The sequence below is a fragment of the Variovorax dokdonensis genome (genome assembly GCF_030316895.1).
GTDB classification, from domain to species: Bacteria; Pseudomonadota; Gammaproteobacteria; order Burkholderiales; family Burkholderiaceae_C; genus Variovorax; species Variovorax dokdonensis.
This window is the reverse complement of the sequence record NZ_JASZYV010000005.1, coordinates 212561-238212: the sequence shown is the minus strand read 5'-3', so window position 1 is coordinate 238212 and position 25652 is coordinate 212561. Positions and strand designations below refer to the sequence as shown.

At 68.3% G+C, this 25652-nt stretch carries 24 protein-coding genes; 12 read left to right on the top strand and 12 right to left on the bottom strand.

The window, feature by feature from the left end; genetic code table 11:
- The first annotated feature begins 15 nt into the window (after positions 1-15).
- Positions 16-690, top strand: coding sequence for a histidine phosphatase family protein (locus tag QTH91_RS21470; RefSeq protein ID WP_286662180.1), 675 nt, complete (start codon positions 16-18; stop codon positions 688-690).
- A gap of 36 nt (positions 691-726) precedes the next feature.
- On the opposite strand, the gene cutA is transcribed toward QTH91_RS21470, so the two are convergent.
- The 4 genes from cutA to QTH91_RS21450 form a co-directional block, all read right to left on the bottom strand.
- Positions 727-1074, bottom strand: coding sequence for a divalent-cation tolerance protein CutA (cutA, locus tag QTH91_RS21465; RefSeq protein WP_286662179.1), 348 nt, complete (start codon positions 1072-1074; stop codon positions 727-729).
- Positions 1075-1082: 8 nt separating this feature from the next.
- Entirely contained in the window at positions 1083-1331 is a 249-nt protein-coding gene (locus QTH91_RS21460; RefSeq protein WP_286662178.1) for a GlsB/YeaQ/YmgE family stress response membrane protein, read from the bottom strand.
- 69 nt (positions 1332-1400) lie between these two features.
- Entirely contained in the window at positions 1401-2222 is an 822-nt protein-coding gene (locus QTH91_RS21455; RefSeq protein WP_286662177.1) for a creatininase family protein, read from the bottom strand.
- 21 nt (positions 2223-2243) lie between these two features.
- On the bottom strand, positions 2244-3098 hold the full coding sequence (locus QTH91_RS21450; protein ID WP_390367999.1) for a DMT family transporter: 855 nt from the start codon (positions 3096-3098) through the stop codon (positions 2244-2246).
- Between the two features lie 57 nt (positions 3099-3155).
- On the opposite strand from QTH91_RS21450, the gene QTH91_RS21445 reads away from it, so the two are divergent.
- The 5 genes from QTH91_RS21445 to priA all read left to right on the top strand — a co-directional run bounded on the left by QTH91_RS21445 (position 3156) and on the right by priA (position 10761).
- A complete protein-coding gene (locus QTH91_RS21445; protein ID WP_286662175.1) occupies positions 3156-3911 on the top strand; it encodes an alanyl-tRNA editing protein in 756 nt (251 codons plus the stop codon).
- 128 nt (positions 3912-4039) lie between these two features.
- Positions 4040-6184: a protein-disulfide reductase DsbD family protein gene (locus tag QTH91_RS21440; RefSeq protein WP_286662208.1), complete on the top strand. Its 2145-nt coding sequence runs from the start codon at positions 4040-4042 to the stop codon at positions 6182-6184.
- A 114-nt stretch (positions 6185-6298) separates the two neighbouring features.
- Positions 6299-6991, top strand: coding sequence for a thioredoxin family protein (locus QTH91_RS21435; RefSeq protein ID WP_286662174.1), 693 nt, complete (start codon positions 6299-6301; stop codon positions 6989-6991).
- An 86-nt stretch (positions 6992-7077) separates the two neighbouring features.
- The gene (gene hemE / locus QTH91_RS21430) at positions 7078-8184 is read left to right on the top strand and encodes a uroporphyrinogen decarboxylase (protein ID WP_286662173.1); all 1107 of its coding nucleotides are present in this window, start codon (positions 7078-7080) and stop codon (positions 8182-8184) included.
- Between the two features lie 372 nt (positions 8185-8556).
- Positions 8557-10761 carry a replication restart helicase PriA gene (gene priA / locus QTH91_RS21425; RefSeq protein WP_286662172.1) on the top strand — a complete coding sequence of 735 codons (2205 nt, stop codon included), beginning with the start codon at positions 8557-8559 and terminating at the stop codon, positions 10759-10761.
- Between the two features lie 22 nt (positions 10762-10783).
- On the opposite strand, the gene QTH91_RS21420 is transcribed toward priA, so the two are convergent.
- On the bottom strand, positions 10784-10975 hold the full coding sequence (locus QTH91_RS21420; RefSeq protein WP_286662171.1) for a hypothetical protein: 192 nt from the start codon (positions 10973-10975) through the stop codon (positions 10784-10786).
- A 262-nt stretch (positions 10976-11237) separates the two neighbouring features.
- Between QTH91_RS21420 and QTH91_RS21415 the strand changes: the two genes are divergently transcribed.
- The gene (locus QTH91_RS21415) at positions 11238-11912 is read left to right on the top strand and encodes a hypothetical protein (RefSeq protein WP_286662170.1); all 675 of its coding nucleotides are present in this window, start codon (positions 11238-11240) and stop codon (positions 11910-11912) included.
- An 18-nt stretch (positions 11913-11930) separates the two neighbouring features.
- Here QTH91_RS21415 and QTH91_RS21410 read toward each other — a convergent pair whose 3' ends face one another.
- Positions 11931-12902 (bottom strand): AEC family transporter, encoded by a 972-nt coding sequence (locus QTH91_RS21410; RefSeq protein WP_286662169.1) that lies wholly within the window; start codon positions 12900-12902, stop codon positions 11931-11933.
- A gap of 122 nt (positions 12903-13024) precedes the next feature.
- On the opposite strand from QTH91_RS21410, the gene QTH91_RS21405 reads away from it, so the two are divergent.
- The 3 genes from QTH91_RS21405 to QTH91_RS21395 are packed head-to-tail and all read left to right on the top strand — an operon-like array spanning position 13025 to position 16829.
- Positions 13025-15136 carry an ATP-dependent helicase gene (locus QTH91_RS21405; RefSeq protein ID WP_286662168.1) on the top strand — a complete coding sequence of 704 codons (2112 nt, stop codon included), beginning with the start codon at positions 13025-13027 and terminating at the stop codon, positions 15134-15136.
- Entirely contained in the window at positions 15136-15606 is a 471-nt protein-coding gene (locus tag QTH91_RS21400; protein WP_286662167.1) for a hypothetical protein, read from the top strand. The genes QTH91_RS21405 and QTH91_RS21400 overlap by 1 nt, the downstream gene beginning before the upstream one ends.
- Entirely contained in the window at positions 15603-16829 is a 1227-nt protein-coding gene (locus QTH91_RS21395; RefSeq protein ID WP_286662166.1) for a phospholipase A, read from the top strand. The genes QTH91_RS21400 and QTH91_RS21395 overlap by 4 nt, the downstream gene beginning before the upstream one ends.
- A gap of 6 nt (positions 16830-16835) precedes the next feature.
- Here the strand turns inward: QTH91_RS21395 and QTH91_RS21390 are convergent, their stop codons facing one another.
- The 5 genes from QTH91_RS21390 to QTH91_RS21370 all read right to left on the bottom strand — a co-directional run bounded on the left by QTH91_RS21390 (position 16836) and on the right by QTH91_RS21370 (position 21206).
- A complete protein-coding gene (locus QTH91_RS21390) occupies positions 16836-17192 on the bottom strand; it encodes a hypothetical protein (protein WP_286662165.1) in 357 nt (118 codons plus the stop codon).
- A gap of 126 nt (positions 17193-17318) precedes the next feature.
- On the bottom strand, positions 17319-18704 hold the full coding sequence (locus tag QTH91_RS21385; RefSeq protein WP_286662164.1) for an ATP-binding protein: 1386 nt from the start codon (positions 18702-18704) through the stop codon (positions 17319-17321).
- Positions 18701-19384, bottom strand: coding sequence for a response regulator (locus QTH91_RS21380; RefSeq protein WP_286662163.1), 684 nt, complete (start codon positions 19382-19384; stop codon positions 18701-18703). Before QTH91_RS21380 ends, QTH91_RS21385 begins: the two co-directional genes overlap by 4 nt.
- A 100-nt stretch (positions 19385-19484) precedes the next feature.
- On the bottom strand, positions 19485-20369 hold the full coding sequence (locus QTH91_RS21375; RefSeq protein ID WP_286662207.1) for an SMP-30/gluconolactonase/LRE family protein: 885 nt from the start codon (positions 20367-20369) through the stop codon (positions 19485-19487).
- 69 nt (positions 20370-20438) lie between these two features.
- Entirely contained in the window at positions 20439-21206 is a 768-nt protein-coding gene (locus QTH91_RS21370; RefSeq protein WP_286662162.1) for a pseudouridine synthase, read from the bottom strand.
- Positions 21207-21322: 116 nt separating this feature from the next.
- Between QTH91_RS21370 and QTH91_RS21365 the strand changes: the two genes are divergently transcribed.
- Both QTH91_RS21365 and QTH91_RS21360 read left to right on the top strand, forming a co-directional pair.
- Entirely contained in the window at positions 21323-23380 is a 2058-nt protein-coding gene (locus QTH91_RS21365) for an AsmA family protein (protein ID WP_286662161.1), read from the top strand.
- 115 nt (positions 23381-23495) lie between these two features.
- The gene (locus QTH91_RS21360; protein ID WP_286662160.1) at positions 23496-24869 is read left to right on the top strand and encodes an NAD(P)/FAD-dependent oxidoreductase; all 1374 of its coding nucleotides are present in this window, start codon (positions 23496-23498) and stop codon (positions 24867-24869) included.
- On the opposite strand, the gene QTH91_RS21355 is transcribed toward QTH91_RS21360, so the two are convergent.
- A complete protein-coding gene (locus tag QTH91_RS21355) occupies positions 24866-25645 on the bottom strand; it encodes a Crp/Fnr family transcriptional regulator (protein ID WP_286662159.1) in 780 nt (259 codons plus the stop codon). The two genes, QTH91_RS21360 and QTH91_RS21355, sit on opposite strands and share 4 nt — an antisense overlap.
- Positions 25646-25652: the final 7 nt, after the last annotated feature.

Here is a 25652-nt window from a genome sequence, read left to right as displayed (position 1 = left end):
TGCCAGAATTCGCCCATGAGCACCCTCTATCTCGTGCGGCATGGCCAGGCATCGTTTGGCGCGGACGACTACGACAACCTCAGCGAACTGGGCCACCGGCAGAGCGAGCGCCTGGGCGAATATTGGCGCGAGCGCGGCATGACCTTCGACGCCGTCATCACCGGCACGCTACGCCGGCATCGGCAGACCTGGGAAGGCATTGCGCGTGGCCTGGGGCTCTCGCGCGAGGATGTGCTGCCCTGGCCCGGGCTGAACGAATACGACAGCCATGCGGTCATTGCCGCCATCCATCCTGCCAAGCTGGAAAAGCCGGACACGCCGGAGATGTACCGCCATCACTTCCGCCTGCTGCGCGATGGACTGACTTCGTGGATGCAGGGTCGCACTTCGCCGGAGGGGATGCCAAGCTACATCGACTTTCTGGGCGGCGTGACATCGGCGCTGGACCACGTGCGAGACCGCCACCATGGTGCCCGTGTGCTGGTCGTCTCGAGCGGCGGTCCGATCAGCACGGCCGTGGGCCATGTGCTGGGCACCAGCCCTGAAACCACCATCGAGCTGAACCTGCGCATCCGCAACACGGCAGTCACCGAGTTCGCATTCACGCCCAAGCGACACATGCTCGTGACCTACAACACCTTGCCGCACCTGGACGGCCCGGCCTGGCAGGACTGGGTCACCTACGCCTGACCACCACGCGTCGTCGGGTCTTGCGCACCGCCGGGTTCACTGGCCGGACACCGGCGTCGTGCTGTCGACGAGCCACTGCAGATAGTCCGGCAGGCCGCCGGCGACCGGCAGGACGAGGATCTCCGGCGTCGCGTAGCTGTGCCGTTCACGGATGAAGGCTTGCGCCTCGGCCAGTCGCCCCATGCGTGTCTTGACCATCAGCACCCATTCGGGCTCGCGCCGCAGCTCGCCTTCCCATCGGTAGAAGCTGCGCACCTGCGTCAACTGCACGCAGCCGGCCAGCCTCGCCTCGACTAGCGCGCTTGCCAAAGTCTCGGCTTCATCTTCGGTACCCAGCGCCGTCGTCAGCAGGCATGGCGCGTCAGCGCCGATGTTGGTGCTCACGCGGAAAATCAGGTCTTGCGCTTGACCATGCCCCAGAGCACGAGCAGCACGATGGCCCCGATCACGGAGGCGATGAACCCCGCCGGCTGGCCAACGGCATACCAGCCCATTGCCTGGCCGACGTAGCCGGCAGCAAGGGCGCCCAGCACCCCGGCGATGGTGGTGGCAATGATGCCCATCGAATCGTCGCCCGGCTTGATGGCGCGAGCGACCAGGCCGATGACGAAGCCGATCAGGATGGTCCAGACAATGCTCATGGAAGTTCCTCTTTGGGCGTTGGTCCCGCACGGCGTGCGGGGCCAGGCGGATCATAGACCCGGACTGTTTCAGAAGCTTGGCCGCTCCACCAGCGTGGAAAGAGGCAGCCGGGAGACCTCGGCCAGCAGCAGCGCCAGTTGGCGGGCGGCCGAATCGACCAATGCCTGACCCTGGGCCGCGGTTGCCGCTGCGGCATTGCCCGCGGCGCCCTGCGCGTTGTAGTCCTGCATGGACCAGGCCATCTTGGCGCTGCGGCCGTTGCCGAGGATGGGGTAGTCCGCCGCGCGCTGACGCGAGGTGGAGTCGAAATTGCGGGCCGCCGTCATGTCCACCAGGCTCGGGGCCAGCGCCAGCATCATGGCCGTTTCGGACTGCCCGGCATGCACGTCGAAACGGTCCGGCTCGGCGCCGTCGAGCGGGAGGTTGAACCAGCTGACGCTGTAGACCAGCAGATCGTGGGCTTCGCGCAGCTCCCGCGCGACCACGTCCATCGCGCCGATGTGCCCGCCGTGCGCGTTGAACAGCACCAGCTTGCGCACGCCGGTACGCGCCACACAGGCACCGATCTCGGACCACAACGCCATCAGCGTCTTCGCCGACAGGGTCAGCGTGCCGGCAAAGCGCGCGTGCTCCGGGCTCAGTCCGACGGTCTGGGTGGGCAGGAACAGGACCGGCAGATCGGCAGGCAGCAGCGGCAGGGCGGCTTGGACGATGCCGTCCGCGAGCATCGTGTCCACACCCAGGGGCAGGTGCGGACCGTGCTGCTCGGTGGCGCCAAGAGGAAGCACGGCGACCGTCGTGGCCGGGTCCAGCGCGGCGAAGTCGCGTGTGCCCAGTTCGGCCCAGAAGCGGCGGGGCGGATGGCTCGAGGGGCTCGATGCGGTACTCATGGCTGGATCTTAGGGCTTGTGTCAGAGACGGCGGCGCATCAGCACCAGCGCAACCCCGCCAAGGATGGCGACGCTGGCGCCGGCAAGTCGCGGCGTGATCGGCTCGGCCATGAACAACACGCCGCCGATCGCCGCCAGCGGCGGCACCGACAGCTGCACAGTGGCCGCGCGCAACGCCGACAAGCCAGGCAGCGCGGCATACCAGACCACGTAGCCCAGCCCCGAGGTGATGGCACCCGACGCCACGGCCAGTGCGGCGCCTCGTGGATCCGCATGGGCCTGGATGGCCAGAATCAGGCTCAAGAGCAGCGCCAGCGGCGCCGCGCGCGCGAAATTGGCGGCGCTCGCCGCCAGGGGGTCGGCCACGCCACGTCCACGCAGCGAATACACGCCCCATGCGATGCCGGCCACCGCCATCGACGTCGCCCCGAGCAGCGAAGGCGCCGTCACGCCGGGCAGCGCCAGCCAGACCAGCCCACCGGCCGCCAGCGCAAAACCGGCCCAGCCCCAGACGCCGAATGATTCACCGCCGCGCCAGCCCGCCGTCAGCATCGTCAGTTGCACGGCGCCGAAGAGAATGAGGGCGCCGGTGCCGGCCGCCAGGCTCAGATAGGCAAAGGAAAAGAAGGCCACGTAGGCGAAGAGCATGGCCGCGGCGAGCCAATCGACGCGCTGGGTTGCAGCGGTCGGACGCGCCCTCAGCCGCAGCACCAAGGCCAGCATCAGCGCGCCGGACACGAGCCTCAGGCTCCCGAAACTGGCGGGGTCGATGCTGGATCCGGCCAGCGCGAGACGACACAGGATCGAATTGGCGGCGAAGGCCAGCATCGCGACCACCGTCAGGACCATCGTTCGCAGCGCGGGCATGGCGCGCATTGTGAGCCTTCATGTCCCCTTGCGGCGCGGCGATGGCCGGGTCGCTACCATCGACGCATGACCGAAGAGCTTTTCCGCGCCGATGCGTACCTGCGCGAATGCGCAGCGCATGTGCTGCGCATCGAGGACGGCGGCGGCATCGTGCTCGACCGCACGGTGTTCTATCCACTGGGCGGTGGCCAGGCCGGCGACGCGGGCCAGCTCGCGCGTGACGACGGGCTGGTGCTGGCCATTGCCGACACGCGCAAGGCCAAGGACGCGCAAGGCGTTCCCCTGCTTGAGATCGTGCACCTGCCGGCGCCGGGACAGGAAGAGGTCCTGGCCGCGCTGAAGCCCGGCGACGCGGTGCATGCCCGGGTCGACTGGGAGCGCCGCCACAAGCTGATGCGCTTTCACACCGCCACGCACCTGTTATGCCGCCTGGTGCCGCATCCGGTCGACGGCTGTTCCATCACGCCCGAATACGCCCGCCTCGACTTCCACATGACCGACCCGCTGGACAAGGACCTGCTGTCCGAAGGCCTGGCGCAGTTGGTCGCGCAGGCGCATGCCATCAGCGTCGGCGCGATCAGCGAAGCCGAGCTCGATGCCAATCCGTCGCTGGTCAAAAGCATGAGCGTTCAGCCGCCCCGCGGCGCCGGAACGATCCGCACGATCCGCATCGGCCTCGGGGATGGCGCGGACCACATCGACCTTCAGCCATGCGGCGGCACGCATGTGGCCAACACCGCGGAAATCGGACCGGTGGTGGTCACCAAGATCGAAAAGAAAAGCGCACGCACGCGCCGGGTGGTGCTGGGTTGGGCGGCCTGAACAGGCAGCCCGGCCGACAGCGACACGACGAACCGGAACTTCAACATGTCCCGCAGGCTCCGACGATCCGCATGACGAACTTTCTGCGCCGCTGGGCCAGCGCTTCCCTGATCCTTCTCGCCACGACGATGGCCGGCGCGGCATTCGCTCAGCCCCTGGCGACGGGCCCCGCGCAAACCTCGGTCACCACGCCGCGCGTGCGCGCCGAGCTGATGGCGTTTGCCCCGCAGGGCGTCGCCGCCGGCCAGCCGGTCTGGGTGGGCCTGCAGATCCAGCACCAGCCGCAATGGCACACCTATTGGAAGAACGCGGGCGACTCCGGCCTGCCGACCGAGCTGCGCTGGACTTTGCCGCAAGGCGTCCAAGCCGGCGACATCGATTGGCCGGCGCCGCACAAGATCCCGGTCGGCTCGCTCGCCAACTACGGTTACGAAGGCACGGTGCTGCTGCCAGTGCCCCTGACCGTGTCGCCGGATTTCCGGCCGTCCCCGCTGGCGCGCAGCCTGACCGTCAAGCTGCAGGCGAGCTGGCTGGTGTGCAAGCTGGAGTGCATCCCCGAAGAAGGCAGCTTTGCGCTGGACATTCCCCTGCAAGGCAGCACCGCGCTGCAGCGCGAGGCGTTCGAGGCCGCATTCGCCGCGCGCCCCGCACCGCTGGAGGGCAACGGTGCCGTGACCGTCGAAGGCGATCGCCTGAACGTGCGGTTGCAAGGGCTGCCCGAGTCGGTGCGCGGCCGTGCGCTGGATTTCTTCCCCGAAACCGGCGAGATCATCCGCAATGCCGCGGTGTCCGGGCGCGACTGGACGCAATCCTGGACCGACGCCACCTGGTCCGCCAGTCTGCCGCTCGATCCACAGCGCGCCGCCAGTCCAGCCAACCTGCCTTTGGTGGTCGCCCTGGCCGAGCCGCGCACCGGCGAAACGCCACGCGCCTGGCGCGTCGATGCGCCCGTCTCGGGCCAGTGGCCGGCGCCGGCCACGCGCGCCGAAGTTTCGCCGCAGCTGCAGACCGCCCTGAACGAAAACGCTGCCAATGCGTCCTCGGCCGGTGCTGCCACGACGACGTCGACCCTGGCCGGCGGCAGCTTTCTCTTCGCGCTCATCGGCGCGCTGGCCGGCGGCTTGCTGCTCAATCTGATGCCTTGCGTTTTCCCCATCCTGGCGATCAAGGTGCTGGGGTTCACGCGTCACTCGGATGACGTGGCTGCGCACCGGCGGTCGGCGTTGCTCTACGCGACGGGCGTGCTGCTGTCGCTGCTCGCGCTAGGCGGCGCCATGTTGGCGCTGCGCGCGACGGGTGCGCAACTGGGTTGGGGCTTCCAGCTGCAGTCTCCGGCGGTGGTGGCCGGCCTGGCCGCGCTGTTCACGCTGATCGGCCTGAACCTCGCGGGAATGTTCGACATTCATGCGCCAGGCGCGCTGCTCAACCTCCAGGCTCGAACGCCCTGGGCGAACGACCTGCTGTCGGGCGTGCTGGCGGTGGTCGTGGCAACACCGTGCACGGCGCCGTTCATGGGCGCGTCACTCGGCCTGGCGGTCACGCTGCCGGCCGCGCAGGCGCTGCTTCTTTTCGCCGCGCTCGGCGTCGGCCTGGCCTTGCCGTATGTACTGGCCGCCTACATCCCCGGCATGGCGCGAGCACTGCCACGGCCCGGCGCCTGGATGCAGACGCTCCAGCGCTTGCTGGCCTTCCCCATGTTCGGCACGGTGGCGTGGCTGGTTTGGGTGCTGGGCCAGCAAACGGGCATCGATGGTGCCGGTGCCCTGCTGGCACTGCTGGTCGGCCTGGCGGCCATCGTGTGGGCCCTGACGCTGCGTGGCCGTACGCGCGTGGTGCTGGCCGGCGTCTTCGTGCTCGCCACGGCGGGCTTGGCGAGTGCCCTGGGCGGCAGCATCCTGTCGGAAAAGGCGCCCGAAAGCGTCGCGGCCAGCGGCGATCGTTGGCAACCGTGGTCCGAGGCGCGGGTCGCGCAGCTCGTGGCCCAGGGTCGGCCGGTGTTCGTGGACTTCACCGCCGCCTGGTGCATCACCTGCCAGTACAACAAGAAGACCACCCTGTCCGACGCCGAGATCCTCGCGATGTTCGACGCCAAGAAGGTCGTCACCCTGCGCGCGGACTGGACGCGGCGCGATCCGGCCATCACCGCCGCCCTGAGCGCCCTGGGCCGCAGCGGCGTACCGGTCTATGCTTTGCATGCGCCGGGAACGAGCCCGGTGGTGATGAACGAAATTTTGAGCAAGAGCGAGCTGACGGCAGCGCTCGGGCGCCTTTGAAAGCAGGTGTGACATCGCTTGACCCTGTGGTGCCGCGGGTTGTCCATGCAACCGTTGAGCTATCCGTTCTAAGCTCACGCCGTAGTTAAAGTTTTATGGAGGCACAAAGAAGCCATGGCTAGTCTCTCCGGATCCGCCGACCGCTCCTTGCAGGTCGCCCGCCGCGCCCGCGCAGCACTCAATCGCGCCTCGCGCCGCGCCGTGATGGCGGCGGCCGTCGCACTCGGCGCCACCCTGCTGGCCAGCGGCGCCGCCCATGCGGCACCCGCCGTCGGGCAGAAGGCGCCCGATTTCGTCGCCACCGATACGCAAGGCAAGCAGCACCGCCTGTCCGATTTCGCGGGCAAGTACGTGGTGCTCGAATGGACCAACCCAGGCTGCCCGTTCGTGCAGAAGCACTACGACAGCGGCAACATGCCCGCCACGCAGAAGTCGGCCGTCTCCCGCGGCGTCGTCTGGCTGTCCATCAATTCGACCGAACGCGGATCGTCCGACTTCATGGCGCCGGCAGCGCTGGCCTCGTGGATGAAGGAGCGCGACAGCGCCCCGACTGCCACGCTGATGGACCCGGACGGCACCATCGGACAAGCCTACGGCGCGCGCACCACGCCGCACATGTACATCATCGATCCGCAAGGCACGCTGGTCTACGCGGGGGGCATCGACAGTGTCCCGTCGGCGCGCAAGGACGACATCAAGACCGCCACCAACTACGTCAACCAGGCGCTGGCCGAGGCCTTTGGCGGCAAGCCGATCTCGGCGGCGTCCACCCGGCCGTACGGCTGCTCGGTCAAGTACAAGACCTGATCGCCGGACCGGCGCTTCGCACGCTGAAGCGTCGCGGGCGCCACGGGGCCATCCGATGCAGGGCACGCCCCTGCGACAATCGCGAGATGGCCTTCTCTCCCCTGAAGAACGACACATTCCTGCGCGCCTGCTGGCGCCAGGCCACCGATCACACCCCCATCTGGCTCATGCGACAAGCCGGGCGCTATCTGCCCGAGTACGTCGCGACCCGCGCACGCGCCGGCAGCTTCATGGGCCTGGCGACCAACGTCGACTACGCCACCGAAGTGACGCTGCAGCCGTTGGCGCGCTATCCGCTGGACGCCGCCATCCTCTTCTCCGACATCCTGACCGTGCCCGACGCCATGGGCCTGGGGCTGTCGTTCGAGGCCGGCGAAGGCCCCCGCTTTGCCCACCCCGTGCGGGACGAAGCCGCCGTGGCGCGGTTGGCGGTGCCCGATCTGGACAAGCTGCGCTACGTTTGCGACGCCGTCGGGTCCATCCGGCGCGCACTCGATGGCCAGGTGCCGCTGATCGGCTTTTCCGGCAGTCCCTGGACGCTGGCCTGCTACATGGTGGAGGGCGCCGGGTCGAGCGACTACCGGCTGGTCAAATCCATGCTCTACGGGCGCGCGGACCTCATGCATCGCATCCTGGCGGTGAATGCGGATGCGGTTGCCGCCTACCTGAACGCCCAGATCGACGCCGGGGCGCAGGCCGTGATGATCTTCGACAGCTGGGGCGGCGTGTTGGCCGACGGCGTGTTCCAGGAATTCAGTCTGGCCTACACCGCCCGCGTGCTGTCGCAACTCAAGCGCACCGGCGCCGATGGCCAACCCGTTCCTCGCATCGTCTTTACCAAGGGCGGCGGCTTGTGGCTTCGGGAAATGGGCGAACTCGACTGCGAAGTCCTGGGCCTGGACTGGACGGTCAACCTGGCCCGGGCGCGCGCCGCCGTGGGTGAATCTGGCGAAAAGGCAAAGGCGCTCCAGGGCAACCTGGACCCGAACGTGCTTTTCGCATCCCCCGAAGTGGTGGCGCAGGAGGCCCGTCGGGTGCTGGACAGTTTCGGGAAACCACACACCGACGTCGCCGCCAGCGGACCCACACACATCTTCAACCTGGGTCACGGCATCAGCCAGTTCACCCCACCGGAGAACGTGGCGGCGTTGGTCGAAGCCGTGCATTTGTACTCACGGGCGCTCAGACGCTAGCGACCGCTCACGTCCGTGAGAATGTGTAACGCTGCGCGGCCCGAAAATCGGTTTGTCAAGCCCAAAGAGGTAAGCACCGGCTGACTTATGCACACAGTGCTTGCTGCACCGCGAAAACTCTGCTTGAGGGGTGCGGCACCTTCCCGGCAATCATTGATCACGCTAAGTTGTTGATTTTTATAGGCTTTGGATTTTGCCTGTTTTGCGCGCAACCTAGCCGAAGCCTTGATTTTCAAGGCCTTCCGGGCGATCCAGGCCCGATATCAACAAAGTTATCCACAAAAAAACTGGACGACTTTCAAACGCTTGAAAAATCAAAGACTTAGTCCATGTTCTTACACGGCAGCTTAAGAATGTCATCGACGCGTAATCATGATCTGGCGTCTTGACATTGCCGTCCCCACGCCAGCGCACAGCGCGCTGGGGGATCTTCTGAGCTACTCGCACCACGAAGAGGTGCTCCCGGGCAGCCTGGTGCGCGTGCCTCTGGGGCGGCGCGAGGTCTGCGGTGTGGTGTGGGCGGCCACGGAAGAAGGGGCGGCCGGCGAGCCTGGGGACGGCGGTCATTCCGACGCTGCGCCCGGTGTGGCCGGCGCGGCGGCAGAAATGACGCTGCGTCCGGCCGCCTGCGTGCTCGACGCCCTGCCGCCGCTCTCGGCCGCCTGGATGGACCTGGTGGCCTTTTCGGCCCGCTATTACCAGCGCGCCATCGGCGAGGTGGCGCTGGCCGCGCTGCCACCGCAGCTGCGCGAGCTGAGCGCCGAACAGCTTGCCCGCCGCCTCAAACGAAGGGCCACCGCGGCGTCGAAAAAGGCGAAGTCCGACAGCGCCGAGACTTCCGCGACGAACGCGCCTGCCGAACCATCCGCACCAGAGCCCACGCCCGAGCAGGCCGCTGCCCTCGACCGGTTGGCGGACGACGCGGGCCCCTTCCTGCTGTTCGGGAGCACCGGCAGCGGCAAGACCGAGGTCTACCTGCGCGCCGTGGCCAATGCCTTGGATGCCGAACCCACGGCACAGGCGCTGGTGATGGTTCCCGAGATCAATCTCACGCCTCAACTGGAAGCGCGCTTTCGCGAGCGCTTCGGCGCCGACGCCGTGGTTTCGCTGCACAGCGGCATGACGCCGGCCCAGCGCCTGGCCAGCTGGATGTCTGCGCACCTGGGCCAGGCGCGCATCCTGCTCGGCACCCGCATGGCCGTGTTCGCCTCGCTGCCCGGCTTGCGCCTGATCGTCGTCGACGAGGAACACGATCCCAGCTACAAGCAGCAGGAGGGAGCGCGCTATTCGGCACGCGATCTCGCCATCTGGCGTGGCAGGCGCGAAGGCGCCAAGGTGGTGCTCGGCTCGGCCACGCCCTCGCTCGAAAGCTGGCACCACAGCCGGCCGCCGCAGGGCGAAGACCCGGGCGGCCGGTATCGGCGCCTGGAAATGCCTTCGCGCATCGGCGCCGACGCCGGGAGCGACGTCAAGGGCGAGCTGCCCGAAGTGCGGCTGGTCGACATGACGCTGCAGCCGCCGCGCACCGTGCTCTCGGCCGCACTGATGGCTGCGATCGGCGAGCGCGCCGCGCGCGGCGAGCAGTGCCTGCTGCTGCTCAACCGTCGCGGCTATGCGCCGGTACTCGCCTGCGGGGATTGCGGCTGGAAGAGCGAATGTCCGCACTGCAGTGCCTACCGCGTCTTCCACAAGATCGACCGTTCGCTGCGCTGCCACCACTGCGGCTTCGCCGAGCGCGTGCCGCGCGCCTGTCCGGCCTGCGGCAACCTGGACATCGCGCCCGTCGGCCGGGGCACCGAACGCCTGGAGGAACACCTGGGCGAACTCTTCGAGCCGGTCAGGCGTCCGGACGGCAGCGCCTTGCGCATCGGCCGCATCGACGCCGACAGCACCCGGCACGAGGGCGCGCTGGAACAGCACCTTGCCGCCGTTCATGCTGGCGAGGTCGACGTGCTCGTGGGCACGCAGATGATCGCGAAGGGCCATGACTTTCGCCGCGTGACGCTGGTCGCAGCCGTACAGCCCGATGGGGCGCTGTTTTCCAGCGACTTTCGCGCGCCGGAGCGACTGTTCGCGCTGCTGATGCAATCGGCCGGCCGCGCCGGGCGCGATGCGGCCTTCCTGGCGGCGCAAGGCAGCCGCGCCCAGATGTGGGTGCAGACGCATCATCCGCGGCACCCCTTGTTCCAGGCACTGCGCCAACACGACTACCCCGCCTTCGCCGAACAGGAACTGGCCGAGCGCCGCGCCGCCGGAATGCCACCCTTTGCTTTCCAGGCGCTGATCCGCGCGGACGCGCGCACGCAAGAGGCCGCGCAGTCATTCCTCAACGAATTCGCCAGCCAGGGGGCACTGCTCGAGGGCGCGGCACAGGTGAGCTGCTACCCCGCCGTGCCGTTGGCGGTGCAGCGCGTGGCCAATGTCGAACGTGCGCAGATGTTGGTGGAAAGCGCCTCACGCGGCGCGCTGCAGGCCTTTCTGGCGGCAGGCCGCCCGCTGCTGCAGGCGTTGCGCCAGGGCCCTCAGGGCAAGGGCCTGGTGCGATGGCTGGTGGACGTGGACCCTCAGGCCATCTGAAGCGTCGAGGCGATCCGCAGGCTCAGCGGATCTCGACGTAGCGCAGTTCGCGCGTGCGGCGCCTGCGCACCGTGCCGGCGGGCCAGGCGAAAACCGCCAGGCCCAATGCAGCGCTGGCCATCGCCAGGCCAGCGCCCATCGCGCCAACGTTCCACAACCAGGCCATGGCGCCACACCACAGCAACCAAAGCACCGCACGAACCAGAGTCGACATCAACTGCTCCCGATGTTTCGAGAAGACTCTATGACAAATTGAGAACCTAAGCACTAGACAAACGACCTAAACACCCTCAGGCCAGAAGGACAAGGCAAGGGGCCCCGCCGATCCGGATCGCCCGCACTGCATCAGGGTTGCGACAACGGAGCAAGAATTCGCAACAGCGGTTGACGCACCAGCCCGGAACCACGAGCTTCGGGTGAATGCTCACTCTCTTGGGCGTTGAACAGGCTCGAGAAGAAGGGTCAAGGGGAAGGCCATGAGAAGGATTTTTCGGATCGGGACAGTTGCGGCGCTGGTGCTGCTGGCGGCCGGCACGCTCCAGGCGGCCGAACTCAGCCAGAAGGCCGACCGCCTGCACGTGAGCGGAATGCTCGACGGCTCTGCCGCGCGCGAATTCGCCGGCCGCTTGCAGCAAGGCGGCGTGCGAGTCGTCGTGTTCGAGGACGCGTTGGGCGGATCGGCCGATGTCGCCGTGGCCTATGCCCAGGCGATCCAGGCCGCCGGGGTCGAAACGGAAGTCGTGGGCCAATGCCACGCTGCCTGCGCGTACGCCTTCCTGGCCGGGCGCAGCCATCGATTCGGCGAGGGCGATCAGGTCAACGCCTTGCTGATTCCGGTCGCGGCGCGGCCCGGGGCCCAGGAGTTGGGCACGCGTTGGCGTGGCGATGCGGCGCGGCAAACCCTGGCGGAGTTCACCGACGTCGACGCTGCGGCCGCCTCTGCCGTGCCGGCGGCCAGTGCACCATCGAGTCCGGCCAGGGGATCGCGCCGCTGGCAGCCGGAGCACGGTCTGCTCTTCGTCTCTTCGCCCACGCTGTTCGGACGGATCTACAACACCTATTACTGCGACGGCAGCCAGGGCCGCGATTTCACGCGCTGCGAATTGCTGCCCGATGCCGACCCACGGCAGTTGGGCATCGTTTCGGATTGAGCCGCTCGCCGGCCCTGTTCAGCGCAGCCGCGCCGTCTGCTCCACCACCCAGGGGAAGGTGAAGAAGGCCGCCACGGTGGTCCAGAGGATGATGCGGGCCACGCGGCCGTTGTCGGCGCCGAAGCGCTCCGCCAGCATCGATACGTTGCTGGCGCTGGGCAGCGCGGCCACCAGCACCAGGACGACGATCGCCGACCCGCTGAGCGGCAGCCCGACGGCACGCAGCCCCAGGGCCACGGCGCACACCAGAAGCGGGTGCGCCACCAGCTTGACCAGCACCACCGGCAGCACGTCGGCCAGCGGCGCCTTGCCTCTCGCCTGGCTGGTCAGCATGGCCGAGCGAGCGAGCACGGCGCCGATGGTGAACAAGGCCGCCGGAGACGCCGAATCGCCGAGCATCGCCACCGTGCGTTCCACCGGCCCGGGCAAGTGGAATGACGCCCAGGACGCCCAGGCGCCCAGCAGAATGGCCCAGGGCATCGGGTTGCGCAGCACACCGAGCAACCCGTTGCGCACCGCCTGGATGGCACCCTGCGAACCGGAGTTGTCCAGCCGGGACAACGCCACGCACAGCGAGGTGGTCACCACCATGTCGAACATGATGGTGAGGATCACCGGCCCCGCCACCTGGGCGCCGAGGAGCGCGGTGAGCAGCGGCACGCCCATGAACCCGGTGTTCGGAAAGGCCGCCACCAGCGCGCCGAAGCTGGCGTCGTTCCAGCCGATGCGTCCGTTGCGACTGAAGGCGACCACCGCAGCCACGACGACGAATGCGCAGATGCCCCAGACCAGCGCCACGCTGCCGTCCAGCAGTTGCCCGATGGGCGTGTTCGCCCCGAACCGGTAAAGCATGCACGGCAGGGCGAAGTACAGGACGTAGGCATTGAGCCCTGGAATGGATTCGAGCGGCAGGATGCGGATGCGGGCGGCCAGATAGCCGGCCGCCACCAGCGCGAAGAACGGGAGAGTGACGAGGAAGATGGGCAGCACGGGGGCGGATTGTCGCCGCAGCCCCGGCCTCGCCCTCCCCGTGATGCGAAAAGCGCCCCCCGTATCATTGGCCTTTCGCTTTCCGTCTGCGTGCCTGCACGGCACACCCCCCGCACTTTTCCATGTCTTCCGGCCTCAACATTTCGCAGCAGGAAGCTGTCAACTACATGCATGGCCCCTGCCTGGTTCTGGCAGGCGCGGGCTCGGGCAAGACGCGCGTCATCACCCACAAGATCGCTCGGTTGATCCAGGCGGGCGTGGAGCCGGCGCGCATCGCCGCGATCACCTTCACCAACAAGGCTGCAGCGGAAATGCGCGAGCGCGCGCGCGGACTGATCGGCAAGGACGCCGGCAAGGTGCTCATCTGCACCTTCCACGCGCTGGGCGTGCGCATGATGCGCCAGGACGGGCAGACGCTGGGCCTGAAGGCGCAGTTCAGCATCCTCGACTCGGACGACGTCGTGCGCATCCTCAAGGACGCCGGCGGCACCACCGACGCTGCCACCGCGCGCACCTGGCAGTGGACCATCAGCAAGTGGAAGAACATGGGCCTGAACGCCGCCCAGGCCGAGGCCCAGGCGCAGGACGACAACGAGCGCATCACCGCCCGCATCATGGCGCGCTACGAAGAGCGGCTGACGGCCTACCAGAGCGTGGACTTCGACGACCTCATCGGCATGCCGCTCAAACTGATGCGCGACCATGAGGACGTGCGCGCCAAGTGGCAGAAGGCCATGGGCCACATGCTGGTGGACGAATACCAGGACACCAACGCCACGCAGTACGAACTGCTCAAGTGGATGGTGGGCGAGCGCGGCCGCTTCACCGCGGTGGGCGACGACGACCAGTCCATCTACGGCTGGCGCGGCGCCACGCTCGACAACCTGCGCAAGCTGCCGGTCGACTACCCCAGCCTGAAGGTGATCAAGCTGGAGCAGAACTACCGCTCCACCAGCGCCATCCTGCGGGCGGCCAACAACGTCATCGGCCCCAACCCCAAGCTGTTCCCCAAGACGCTGTTCTCCGAGCTGGGCGAAGGCGAGCCCGTGCGCGTGGTCGATGCCGACAACGAGCAGCACGAGGCCGAACGCGCGGTGGCGCGCATCCAGAGCCTGCGCGAGAACTCCACCCACAAGGAATGGCGCGACTTCGCCATCCTCTACCGCGCCAACCACCAGGCCCGCGTGTTCGAGCAGGCGCTTCGGCGCGCGCAGATTCCCTACAAGGTCTCCGGCGGCACCAGCTTCTTCGACCGCGCCGAGATCCGCGACCTGTGCGGCTGGTTCCGGCTGTGGATCAACAACGACGACGACCCCGCCTTCCTGCGCGCCGTAACCACGCCCAAGCGCGGCATCGGCCACACGACCCTGGCCAGCCTGGGCGTGTTTGCCACCCAATACAAGCTCAGCCTGTTCGAGGCGCTGTTCAGCTCGTCGCTGCCCAGCGTGATGCCCAAGCGCGCCATCGAAAGCCTGCACGAGTTCGGCCGCTACATCAACGACCTCGAATACCGGGCGCGGCACTGCATGGGCGCCCAGAATGCCCGCGCCTTCCTCGACGACTGGCTCAAGGAAATCGAGTACGAGAAGCATCTGTACGACGGCGAGGACAGCGAGCAGGCCGCCGCCTCCCGCTGGGGCAACGTGATGGAGTTCTGCGACTGGATGGCCCAGCGCTGCGGCGGCCAGTTGCAGGACGACGCCGGCAGCGACAACGTGCCGGGCGAACAGCGCAGCCTGCTCGAAGTGGCGCAGACCATCTCGCTCATCTCCACGCTCAGCGAACGCGAGCAGGACCAGAACGTGGTCACGCTGTCCACCCTGCATGCTTCCAAGGGCCTGGAATGGCCGCATGTGATGCTGATCGGCTGCAACGAGGGCCTGCTGCCCTTCAAGCTCGACGACGACGAGGGTCGTCAGCAAAAGGTCGAGGAAAACACGCTGGAGCGGCTCCAGGAAGAGCGGCGGCTGATGTACGTGGGCATCACGCGCGCCCAGCGCAGCCTGGCCGTGAGCTGGACCAAGAAGCGCAAGAAGGGCCGCGAAATGGTGGCCGCCCGCCCCAGCCGCTTCATCACCGAAATGGCGCTGGACAAGACCACCGCCAAGGAAGACCCGCGCGAAAAGCTCAAGGCGCTGCGCGCGGAGTTCGCCAAGCGCGCCGCCGACACCGCCGCTGCGGCCGCGGCTGCGGACACGCCCCAACCCACCGGCACGACGCCTGCATCGACTTGATGGCATTCACCCGAACCACCGCACTGGCGCTGGCCCTGTCGGCCTTAGCCGCCTTGACCACACTTTCGGCCTGCACGCAGATGCCCCAGCGCCACGCGGCCCCCGGCTGCGCCGAAGACGCGCAAGACCTGCCGACGCGCGCGCTCTACGGCCAATGGCAGGCGCGCATCGACGGCCAGATCGAACCCGCGCGCGTCGAACTCAGGCGTCACCCGGAATACGACGGCGTGCGCGGCACCATCACGCGACCTGGCAAGGCACCCGCACTGCTGGCCGGCGACGTCGACCCGGCCGACGGCAAGCTGACGCTGGATGAATCGCAGGATGGCCGCAGCATCAGCGCCAGCTGGATCGGCGCACTGCAGGCCGAATCGTGCGGCAGGAAATTCACAGGCACCTGGCACGACAACACCGCCGACAAGGACCACGCGTTCACCCTCGAACGGGCGAGCCCGAACCCACCAAAATGAGCAAATCCAACCCCGAACCGACAAGCCGCGCGATCGACATGCCGCGCTTTGCAACCCTGTCCACGCTGGCGCGCGTGGTCCTCCCTTCCCTCGGAGCGCTCGCTGGCGCCGGCGCCTGGGCGCAGAGCGCCGCGCCCGCCGCGCTGCCCCAGGCCGATTCGCAGCTCACATGGCAGCAATGCCAGGCCATTGCCGGCAACGACAAGGCGCGCCTGGCCTGCTTCGATCGCTGGTCGCAGCAGCAAAGCCTGCCCGCCGCGGCCGTCCCGCCCGCGCCTGCGGCGCTGACAGGCGCGCCGGCCAGCGCCGACGCCGCCCCCACCGAGCCGCCCGTCGACTCCAGCGTGCCCGTCACGCGCGTGGTCGAAGCTCCGAGCGGGCGCGGCTGCCGCAACCGCGAGTACTCCACGCTGTCGCGCTTCTGGGAGCTGGAGCCGGACAGCAGCTGCGGCATCTTCGGTCTGCGCGGCTACAAGCCGACCGATCTGACGGTGGCCCTCTCGCCGGAGAAGCCCCAGGCGCCCACTTCGCCGGCGCCCAATCACAACGGCACGCAGCAGGACTACCAGAACGCCGAGATGCAGATCAACCTGTCCTTGCGCAGCAAGTTGGCTCAGGGACTGCTCACCCGCAACGATCCGGCCCGCCAGGACTCGCTGTGGTTCGGCTACACCCAGCAGTCCAACTGGCAGTTGTTCAACAACGATCTCTCGCGGCCCTTCCGCAACACCGACTACCAGCCCGAGATGATGTACGTCTATCCCACCGACGTGCACCTGCCCGGCGGCTGGCGCTGGCGCTATGCGGGCGTGGGTCTGGTGCACCAGTCCAACGGCCAGAGCGAGCCGCTGTCGCGCAGCTGGAACCGCTACTACCTCATGGGCGGCATCGAGCTTGGCAACAGCTTCGCCGTGACGGCGCGGGTGTGGAAGCGCATCTCCGAAAGCGCGACGGACGACGACAACCCCGACATCACCGACTATCTGGGCCACGGCGAGATCTCCGGCTGGTGGTATCCGGACAGCCGCAATGCCTTCGGCCTGACGCTCGGCGGTTTCGGCACGGCTTCGCAGAAGCTCGAATACACCCGCGTGATCGGCGATCCGGGCAGCAGCGATCTGCGATTCCTGGTTCAGCTGTTCAACGGCTACGGCAACACGCTGCTGGACTACAACCGCAACCGCACCGTGCTCAACATCGGCCTGCGGCTGGTGGACTTCTAGGCCCGGTCAGCCGCCGGCGCCGCGCAGCGGCATCGGCGAGGTCGAGCCGCCGATCACTTCAGAGCCCGCGCCATTGGATGCCCGCGCCGACTCCAGCGCTCCCCGCGCCGCCAAGTCTGCGCCGACCCCACTGGTCAGCGGCAGCGACGTAGAACTGCCGATGGACTCCGTGCCCGCGCCATTGGATGTGCGCGCAGCGTCGCGCGCGCCTTGGGCCACCTCCGGCCGCTCGGACATGCTGACTGCCATCGGTCGATAGTCGCCGCCGTCGCTGACCATGGGTTGCTGCTGGGCCAGTGCGGCCCCGGTGGCAAGGGTGGCCGCCGCGCAGACCAGGCCGGCTGAGATAAACAAGTTGCGCATCATGTTCTCCTCGGATGAATGCTCGGTCGGGGCACTCCGCGGGATGCGGCGACGTCCCCGAGGCCACTCTAGGCAGGCTGAATGAGCGCTTGCTGAGCAAAGACTTAGCGCAGCATGAGCAAGGGCTCAGCGCTGCCCTGACGCCAGCACGTCGACGCGGGCGATCAAGCCGGGCGCATCCTCGCGGTTGCGCAGGCCGATGCGCAGGCCGCAGCGCCGCGCGGCGGCCTGCGCGATCGACAGCCCCAGGCCGCTGCCGCCAGCCGGCGCCCCCGGTACGCGGAAGAACCGGTCGAAGGCCCGTCCGATCGATTCGGGCGCGATGCCCGGGCCGCTGTCGATCACCTCCACCACCGGAGACCCCTTGTCCAGCCACAGGCGCACGTCGACAACGCCGCCCTCGGGCGTGTAGCGCACCGCGTTGTCGATCAGGTTGTCGAAGACCGTACGCAACTGCCCCTCCGGCGCGCCCACGCGCCGCAGCGCCGCGTCCTGGATCCGGCCTTCGAAGCCCACGTCGATCCGCCGGCGATCGGCCAGCGGCATCAGCTGACCCACGCTGTCGCGAAGCACCACCGCCAGATCGGCCTGGGGGACATCGTCTGGCGTCGCGTCCGACATGTCCTGGCGCGACGAGCGCAGCAGCTGCTCGACCATGTGCCGGGTTCGCACCACGCCAGCCTCCAGTTGCGCAAGGCGGTCCGCCGCTTCCGTGTCCGGCGGAATCGATGCGCGCAGGTTGTCGACCTGGATGCCGATCGCCGCGATCGGTGTGCGCAGCTCGTGCGCGGCGTCCTGGATGAACCGCCGTTGGCTTCCGAGCGCGTCGCGCAAGCGCGCCAGCAGCGTGTTGAAAGCGGCGACCAGCGGCCCGAATTCCTCGGGAACGCGATCGAGCGGGAGTTCGGTGGGCCTTTGAACGTCCTGCGCCGCCATCTCGCGCGCGGCGACGCGCAGCGTGCGCGACGCGGAGGAGACGATCAGCCAGAGCACGCCCAGCGACAGCGGAAGCAGCAGCACCAGCGGAAGACTTTCGATCCAGGCCCGATGCCTGGCGCGCTGCTGGCGGAACGCCACGCTTTGCAGGACCTGGACGCGCGAATGCGCCGGGTGGGCGTCGCCCGGGGCGGTGTAGACGCGCCAGCTTTCCTCCTCGCCCTGAGGACCGGCCTGCAGCACGGTGCGAAAGCCCGCGTCGCCGGACTGCAGCGGCACGACCGGCATCGGCCACGAACTCGCAAGCAAGACCGTGCCATCCGAATTCCACAACTGGACCAGGAAGGCGCCACTGTCCAGTGCTCGCACCGAAGGCAGCGGCGCGATGGCGCGCGGCTTGGCACCGGCATAGGAGTCGGCCACCACGCGCATCTGCTCATCCATGAAGGTGCCAATCAATCGCGTATAGGCCCGATAGGAATAGAAGGCCGTCAACGCCGATGCCGCGAGATGCAATGCCACCAGCGACCACCACAGCCGTCGGCCCAGGGCTTTCGGCCGGCGCACGATGCTCACGGATTCGCCGGGGCCTGAGCCGCCGGTACCCGCCATCCCAATCCGCGCACGTTGCGAATCACATCCGTTCCCAGCTTGCGGCGCATGCCATGGATCAGCACGTCGATGGCATTGCTGGTCACCTCCTCGCCCCAGCCGTAGATGCGGTTTTCGAGCTGTTCGCGCGAGAGGATGGCGCCGGGGCGTTCCAGCAGCGCATGCAGCAGCGCGAATTCGCGCGCCGTGAGCACCAGCGCCTCGTCGCGTCCGGCCAAAAAGGCTTCGCGCGTGCTCAGGTCCAGCCGCAGCGCATCACCGCCGATCAGCGAATGGGCGCTGCCGTCTCGCCGCCGCACCACCGCGCGCATGCGCGCCGCCAGTTCACGAAAGGCAAAGGGCTTGAGCAGGTAGTCGTCGGCACCCAGGTCGAGGCCCAGAACGCGGTCGTCGAGCCCGTCGCGCGCGGTCAGCACGATCACCGGCGTCTTGTCGCCACGCTGGCGGGCACGGCGCAGGACCTCGGTGCCGTCTTGTCCCGGCAGGCCCAGATCGAGCAGCATGCAGGTGTAGCCCCCGTCGGCCAGCGCGCTGCTGGCCAAGGCGCCGTCGCGTACCCAGTCCACCGACCAGCCGGCGCCCGCCAGCGCCTGGGCAAGGCCCCTGCCGAGCATCTCATCGTCTTCAGCCAAAAGTACCCGCACGGATCGCCCTTCTGCGCCGTATGACGCGGCACGGCGCGGCCGCGCGACAGCATAGAGGGGAATTCTTAGTGCTGCATGAGCGATGCAGCCGACGCTTCGCCTAGCGGGCGGGCCAGGTCGCGCCGCGCGTGTTCAGGTAGATCGCGTAGAGCGAGGTCGTGGCGCAGATGAACAGGCGGTTGCGCTTGGCGCCGCCGAAGCAGACGTTGGCCACCACCTCGGGCACCAACACCTTGCCCAGCAGCGTGCCGTCCGGTGCGATGCAGTGCACGCCATCGCCGGCGCTGCACCACAGGTGGCCCTTCGCATCGACGCGAAAGCCATCGAAGAGACCGGCCTCGCAGCGGGCCAGCACCTCGCCGCCGGACAGGCTGGCGCCATCGCTGCTCAGATCGAAGTGCCGGATGTGGCGCGGCCCGTCGGCCTGGTGCGTGGCGCCCGTGTCGGCGACGTAGAGGAGGCTTTCGTCGGGCGAGAAGGCCAGGCCGTTGGGCTGCACGAACCCGTCGGCCACGCAGCGCACGTCCGTGCCGTCCGGCGAGATCCGGTAGACGCGCGACGCACCGATCTCGCTGGGCGCGGCATCGCCTTCGTAGTCGCTGTCGATGCCGTAGGTCGGGTCGGTGAACCAGATGCTGCCGTCGGACTTCACCACCACGTCGTTCGGAGAGTTCAGGCGCCTGCCTTCGACGTGCGAGACCAGCACGCGGCGCGAACCGTCATGCTCGGTTCGCGAGATGCAGCGCCCGCGGTGCTCGCACGAAACCAGTCGACCTTCGCGGTCCACGGCATGCCCGTTGGTATTGAGCGCGGGCTGGCGGAACACCGAGACCGAGCCATCGGTTTCGTCCCAGCGCAGCATGCGGTCGTTCGGAATGTCCGACCACACCATGTAGCGGCCCGCCGCAAACCAGGCCGGCCCTTCGGACCAGCGGCAACCGGTGTGCAGTTTCTCGAGGTGCACGTTGCCCAGCGTCAACGCCATGAAACGCGGGTCGCGAATGTCGAACAAGGGGCCGCGATCGAGTGCCAAGACAAGGTCCTTTCGAGTGGTCTAGAAACGCTCTTGCGGCCCGAGATAGCGCCACTGCCCCTGCGGCAGGTTGCCCAGCATGACCCGACCGATGCGGATGCGCTTGAGGCCCACCACCTTCAGGCCCACCAGTTCGCACATGCGGCGGATCTGCCGCTTCTTGCCCTCGGTCAGGACGAAGCGCAGCTGTTCGGGGTTCTGCCAATCCACCACCGCGGGCTTGAGCGGCTGGCCGTCCAGGCTGAGGCCGTGGCGCAGGCGAGCCAGTTGCTCGCGCGGAAAGGACGCCTGCGGGTTGCTGGTGATCGGCCCGTAGGCCACCCGCACCAGGTATTCCTTCTCGACCTCGGAATCCTCGCCGATCAGTTGGCGCGCCACCCGGCCATCCTGCGTGAGCACCAGCAGGCCCACCGAATCGATGTCCAGCCGGCCGGCCGGGGCCAGACCGCGCAGTTGGGCCGGCGCGAAGCGGTGATGGCTCGTGTCGCCCTTCCAGTGGTTGCGCGGCTGCACCAGCGTTGCGGCCGGCTGGTGGCCGTCTTCCGCCTGGCCGCTGACGTAGCCGATGGGCTTGTGCAGCAGGATGGTGACCCGCGTCGCCTGCTCGCCGCGCGCGGCGCGGTCGACCTCGATCCGGTCCTGCGGCCCGACTTTCACGCCCATGGCCGCCGGAGCGCCGTTGACGCGCACCCAGCCGCGCTCGATCCAGTCGTCGGCCTCGCGGCGGGAGCAAAGGCCCAGCTCGGCCATGCGTTTGTTCAGGCGCACCAGGGAGGCATCTTCGGTCATCGGGCGATTGTCCATCAGCACGGGCGGCGGGCCCGGCGGGTCGAGGTCGGCACGGAACCTGCACAAAACGCAAACAATAGGCGTAACAATCGCGAGTTCCTGAAATCGGGTCCCTCATGAAAAGACGATGGCTGCGCGTCCTGCTGCTCGGCTCGGCGCTGCTTGCGCTGCTGCTGGGTGCGTGCGGCTGGCTGTTGATGCGCGGCATCGACGGCAATGCGGTGCTGGCCCGGGTCGAGCGCGAAGTCATGGCCGCGACCGGTCGCACTTTCGCCGTGGATGGGCCGCTGCGCCTGAAACTGCTACCGCGCATTGCGCTCGAGGCCACCGGTGTGCGGCTGGGCAATGCGCCGTGGGGCTCGCAGCCGGACATGGCCCGCATCGGCAGCCTGCGCATGGATGTGGCGCTCATGCCGCTCTTGCAGCGAAACGTAGAGATCGGCCGCATCGAGCTGTCCGACGCCGATCTGCTTCTGGAAACCGACGCTCAAGGACTGGGCAACTGGAACTTCGCCTCGGCCCAGTCGACCGGCGACGACCGTGCCCTTGCCCGCCCTGGCGAGCGAACGGCCGGCGCGATCCGACTCGGGCTGGCGGAGCTGACGATTCGCGACAGCCGCATCCGCCTGCGCAATGGCCGCTCAGCGCAAGCCGGGCCCGGCACCGTCATCGACATCGAAACGCTGGCCCTGTCGCAGACCGAAGCCTCCAGGCGCTGGCAGGTGACCACCAAGGGCAAGTGGCGCGAACAGGCGGTCGAGGCCACCGGGCAGGTCGGCATGGAGCGCGACGCCGTCACCCAGGCGCGCAGCATCCCGATCGACCTGGCCCTGGTGCTGGACGGCGCCAACATCGATGTGGAGGGCGCGCTCGACCTCGGCGACCGGGCTGGCCAGGGCCGGCTGAAGATCGATGCCGACTTGCGTCGCACCAACGCCCTGGAAGCCATCCTGGGTATGCGCCTGGCCGTGCCGATGCCCGCGCAGCTGAACGCGGAAGTCGACTGGCAAGGCCACCACCTGGTGGCCAAGCCGTTCGAACTGACGAGCCAGGGCCAGACGGTTGCCGGCCAGGTCGAGTGGAACCGCAACAACAAGCCAGCCACGCTGCAACTGAACCTGCATGCCGATGGGCTGGACCTCGCGCGGCTCTATCCATCGGCGCGCACCAACCCGGTCGTGCGGCAGCCGGTCGATGGCCGCTTGCTCTCCGATGCGCCGCTGCCCAGGCTTCATATTCCCGCGCTGGCCATCCAGGCCGACCTGCGCGCCGAGCGGCTCGTGCTGCCCAACGGACTGGAGTTGATCTCGGTGCATGCGTCCGGCAGCAGCCTGGCCGATCGCATCGACGTGGACCAACTGGCGTTCGGCCTGGCGCGCGGCAACTTCAAGCTGTCGGGTCGGTGGCAGCAGCCTGCCGGCAGCGTGGCGGTCGCCCCTCAGGCCACCATGAACCTGCAGGCGCGCGGCGTCGCGATGGATGCGCTGCTGGCCGTGCTGCGGCGCGAGGCACCGATCTCGGGCGGGCGCACCGACATCGATGCCCGCCTCACCGGCACCGGCCATTCGCTGCGTTCGCTGGCGGCGTCGCTCAATGGCGAAGTCCGCCTCAAGATGGGTTCGGCCAGCACGGCCGGCACGACCCTCGCCCACGGCCCGGGCGACCTCGTGGCGGCATTGCTTCACCTGCTCACGCCATTGCGCGATTCATCCGAGCGCGTGCAGATCCGCTGCGCGGCCGCGCGCCTGCCGGTGCGCCAGGGGCAGATCGTGGTCGACCGATCGATCGCGGTGGAAAGCGAGCGCGTGGACGTCGTCATGTCCGGCGTGATCGACCTGGGCACCGAGCAGCTCGAACTGGCGATGCGCCCCACCGTCCGCAAGGGCACCGGCCTCGACCCATCGGCCCTGGCCGGCGTGGCCAAGATCGGCGGCACCTTCGCCGCGCCCAAGGTCCAGGTGAACCTGGCGGGCACCGCGCGCGAGGCGCTGAGCATCGGCGCCGCGGTTGCCACCAGTGGCCTGTCGCTGCTCGGCGAGCGGCTGCTCGGTCGCGCGACCGATCCCAACCCCTGCGAGACCGCCTACGAAGGCGGTGCCGGTGCAGCCAACGCCCGGCCGCCGAGCAAGGCAGAAAACCCCGACGGGCCCTTGCGGCGGCTGTTCGGGCACTGAGCATGCCCCTCGGCCAAACGCGCGGTCGTCTCCGCGAAGCGGCGCATCGCCGCGTTATGCTGACGTGGCTGCCGCCCAGTCAGCGCGCCACACTTTTTTGCAGAACGCATTGCACATGGAACCATCGACCGCAGAAACCACCACCGCCAGCATCCAGACACAAGCCCCGATCGAAGCCTGCGATGTGCTCGTGATCGGCGGAGGCCCCGCCGGATCGACGATCGCCGCCCTGCTCGCGCAGCAAGGCCGCGAAGTGGTGCTGATCGAGAAGGACCATCACCCACGCTTTCACATCGGCGAATCGCTGCTGCCGGCCAACGTCGAACTGTTCCGCCGCCTTGGCGTGCATGACCAGATCGATGCCATCGGCATGAAGAAGTGGGGCATCGAGTTCGTCTCGCTGGAGCATGAGCATCGCAGCTACGTCGAGTTCGCCGATGCCTGGAACAAGAGCATGCCTTCGTCCTGGCAGGTTCGCCGCTCCGACATGGACGAGATCCTGTTTCGCAACGCCGCCGCGCGCGGTGCAACGACGCTCGAAGGCTGCCGCGTGCACGACGTGAAGTTCGACGCCGAGGGCGCCAATGTCGAGGCGCGTTCGGACGACGGCACGGTGCGCCGCTGGCGCGCCCGCTTCGTGGTCGATGCCAGCGGGCGCGACACCTACCTGGCCAACAAGCTGCGCAGCAAGAAGAAGAATCCCGACCACAACAGCACCGCCCTGTTCGGCCACTTCCGCAACGCGCGGCGGCTCGAAGGCAAGCGCGAGGGCAACATCAGCATCTGCTGGTTCCCGCATGGCTGGTTCTGGTTCATTCCGCTGGCCGACGGCACCACCAGCGTCGGCGCGGTCTGCTGGCCCTACTACCTGAAGGCGCGCGACAAGCCGCTCAAGGACTACTTCTTCGACACCCTGGCCATGTGCCCGGAGCTGTTCGACCGGCTCAAGGACGCCGAACTGGTCGAAGACAAGATCCACGCCACCGGCAACTTCTCGTACACGGGCACGCACGCCACCGGCGACCGGTACCTGATGCTGGGCGACGCGTTCACCTTCATCGATCCGATGTTCTCCTCGGGCGTGTACCTGGCCATGCACAGCGCCTTCGACGGCGCCGAGGTGGTGGCCACCGCGCTCGATCGGCCTGCTGCGCTGGCGCGCGCCCGGGCCGACTTCGAGACCACCATGCGCAAGGGGCCGCGCGAGTATTCGTGGTTCATCTACCGCGCCACCAGCCCGACCATCCGCGACATGTTCATGCACCCCAACAACGTGGGCCGCGTGAAGGAGGCATTGATGTCGCTGCTGGCCGGCGACATCTACGGCAACACCCCGATGTGGTGGGGGCTGCGCCGCTTCAAGATCCTGTATTACGTGATCGCCGTGTTCAACCCCAAGCGCACCTGGCGCGGCTGGCGCAAGCACCGCAACAACATCCGCGACGAGGGCAAGCTGCAGGGCGAGACGGTGATGGTGGAAGGGTCCTAGGCGGACCCGTCCTCTCTCTCTCCGCCGCGCCGCAGCGCGGCCAGGTCCAGCACACGCACACCGCCGTACTCCACTTCGATCGCGCCGCGCGCCTGCAAGGTGCGCAGCGCCTCGTTCACGCGCTGGCGCGACAGGCCCACCAGATAAGCCAATTCCTGCTGCGTGATGCGCAGCAGCTCACCGACGCCCGGAAACAGCACCGGGTTGAACAACTGGGCCAGGTTGCGGGCCACGCGCGCATCCGGGTTGTTCAGCCGGTCCGCTTCGCGCGCCGCGATGAACTGGCCCAGGCGCTCGTTGAGCTGGTTCATGACGAAGCGATTGAAGCCGATCGAGTGATCGAGCAGCCAATGAAAGTCGTCGATCGGCAAGCCGGCGACCACGCTGCGCCGCAGGGCCTGGATGTCGTAGCGGTAGGCCTCGCGCTTGAGCGCCGTGCCTTCGCCGAACCAGCCGCCCGACGACAGGCCGCTGTAGGTCATCGAGCTGCCGTCGGCGCTGTCCTTGCTCATCTTGAGCAGGCCCTCGACCACGCCGAACCAGTAGGTCGGCGGGCGGCCCACGCGGCACACCAGGTCGCCGGGCTCCGCGTCGCCCACGACGATCGCCGCCTGCGCACGTTCGCGCTCCGCTGGCGCCAGCGCGCGCAGCCAGGGCACGCCTTCGAGTTCTGACGGCTTGGCCGCACGCACACGCTCACGAAGCGACGCGCCGCCCGGCCCATGCGCGTTGCTCGCACGAGGGAAGGCGGGGATCGGATCGGCGACTGACTGCATCGGGAAA